This is a genomic window from Luteibacter sp. P4_E6, from assembly GCF_056401535.1.
Genome location: NZ_JBFUJE010000607.1, coordinates 1 through 2,184, shown reverse-complemented (window position 1 = coordinate 2,184; position 2,184 = coordinate 1). Strand labels below are relative to the sequence as shown.

Genomic DNA, 2,184 nt, shown 5'->3' with positions numbered 1-2,184 from the left:
TTGGAGCGTCACGGTCCACGCTGGGTGTTGCGGGTGGGTGGGGCAGAGATCGAAACCGCCAACGTGGTCCTTGCCTGCGGTGGCTATCTGGCTGGCCTGGACCGACGCATCGATCGCGCGGTCCTGCCGATCGCCACCTATGTGATGGTGACCGAGCCGCTGGGCGACCGCCTCACCGCCTGCCTTCGCACGCGTGCGGCAATCTACGACACGCGCTTCGCTTTCGATTATTACCGTCCCCTGCAGGACACGCGCCTGCTCTGGGGTGGTAGGATTTCGATTCGCGATCGCGCTCCGGCGTCGGTCAAGCGTCTGCTGAAGCGCGATCTCGAGCGTGTCTTTCCTTCACTCGAAGGCGTTCGGATAGAGCAGGCGTGGTCTGGCTTGATGAGTTACGCGCGCCACGAAATGCCCCAGGTCGGCACGCATGGAAACGGCCTGTGGTACGCCCAGGCCTTCGGTGGGCATGGCCTGGCTCCCACGTGCGCCGCGGGCGAGGCTCTGGCGGATGCGATCGCCGGCGGGGACGCGTCGCTGGCGGCGTATGCCGGCTTCGGGCTCGATCCGGTGCACCGGCCGTTCGGGTACCTGGCAGCGCAGGGCGCGTACTGGAAGGCGGAGCTGGCGGACTGGTTCAAGTCGCGGCTGGAAGGGTGAATGGCTCCCGCCGCCTGGGAACTCAGGGCGAACCGCGGTCGAGCCAGACAAGGATGCCTTGCGCATTCAGGCGGATATCGATTTTCAGCAGCTTGACGATATCGTCCCGAAGCATCGTCACACCCTGGCGCCGTGCGCGGTCGACGTAAAGATCGGCGAAATCCGCTTCGATGCGTTGCTCGCGGTCTGCGACCGTCGCGTGTCGTTTCGCGATCGCCACCATGGCGTCGATCGTCTCATGTAGGTCGCCTGCAAGGCGGGCCACCTCCGTAACGCGGCCATAGTGCGTGAGGTACATCGCCTCAGGCCCATAGCCAAGCATGCGGTCGATGGAATGGTGTGCCGCGTCGGGTTCGAACTGGACGGGCGACGTGGTGGGAATGATGAAGGCACCGCCGGGCGAATCGAGTTCGCGGTAGGAGAGGCCGAAGATGTCACCGGTAAAAAACGCGTTGGAGCGTTCGTCGTGGATCGCTATGTGGTGGCGTGCGTGTCCCGGCGTGTCCAGGCACAGGAGTGCGCGTCCCGCGAGATCGACGACGAAACCGTCATGCGCTTCGACGACCCGATCGGCCGGCACCGCGGCGATCTCGCCGTAACTGCGTCGGACTTCCTCTTCGCCGTAGACACCGGCTGCGCCAGCGATCAGGGCGGAGGGATCGATCATGTGCCGCGCGCCGCGCGGGTGCACGGCGAGCTTCGCGTAGGGCAGGTGCTTCATCAGCTGGCCCGCGCCACCCGCGTGGTCGAGATGCACGTGCGTGAGGATGACCCAGTCGATGTCCTTCGGCTCGAGGTCGGCCGCTTTTATCGCATCGAGAAAATGCGGCAGCGAATGCGTCGTGCCGCTGTCGATAAAGGCCCCACGACCGCGTTCCACCACGAGGTAGGCGGCGTCGAACGTCGGGCGGCCGAATCCGGTGTCGATGGTGTGGATGCCGTGCATCGGCCAAGCATATGCGAAAAATGTAGGAGCCGATTCATCGGCGATCCCGCGTTAGCGGGAAAGGGTCCTGCGAGTACCTGCTACCCGCGCATGCCGCCGCTTGGAGCCTTCGGCGGGCGTTGACGTCGCGGAGCAGAGCCTTCGGTGCCCACCCTCGCTGCTCAGACAGTCCTCCGCGTTTCGTACCGGAGAGGCCGCTGCGCGGCCCATGTACTTATCTGGCCTACGGCCGCTCCACTTGTGCGGAACTCGCCTCGAGGGTGGGCACCGAAGACTCTCCCCATCCCTGAGGTTCGTGCGGGTCGAGCCGACGAAGCAACGCGGCTTCGGCTGGCGGCTCGTCGCCATCGCCAAACGATCAACCGCATCGCGCCAGTCGCGGTCGTTCTCGCGAGGCAGCGCAGCGGTTACGACGGCGCTCACCCAGTCGGAAATGACGTGCCGACACGACCGCCGTGATGGTCCGCTTGGGCCGCCATACTCACACCAACGGCTCCCCGTCCAGTTGACCGTATCGTCGTGAGAGACCTTGGTGCCCACCCTCGAGGCGAGTTCCGCACAAGTGGAGCGGCCGTAGGCCA

General features: G+C 65.5%; 2 protein-coding genes. One reads left to right on the top strand and one right to left on the bottom strand.

Annotation, left to right across the window (positions count from 1 at the left end):
- Positions 1-657, top strand: a 657-nt coding sequence (locus AC1DT2_RS21390) for an NAD(P)/FAD-dependent oxidoreductase (protein WP_477298589.1), incomplete at its 5' end; no start/stop codon positions are given.
- Positions 658-679: 22 nt separating this feature from the next.
- On the opposite strand, the gene AC1DT2_RS21385 is transcribed toward AC1DT2_RS21390, so the two are convergent.
- A complete protein-coding gene (locus AC1DT2_RS21385; protein WP_477298588.1) occupies positions 680-1,603 on the bottom strand; it encodes an MBL fold metallo-hydrolase in 924 nt (307 codons plus the stop codon).
- Positions 1,604-2,184: the final 581 nt, after the last annotated feature.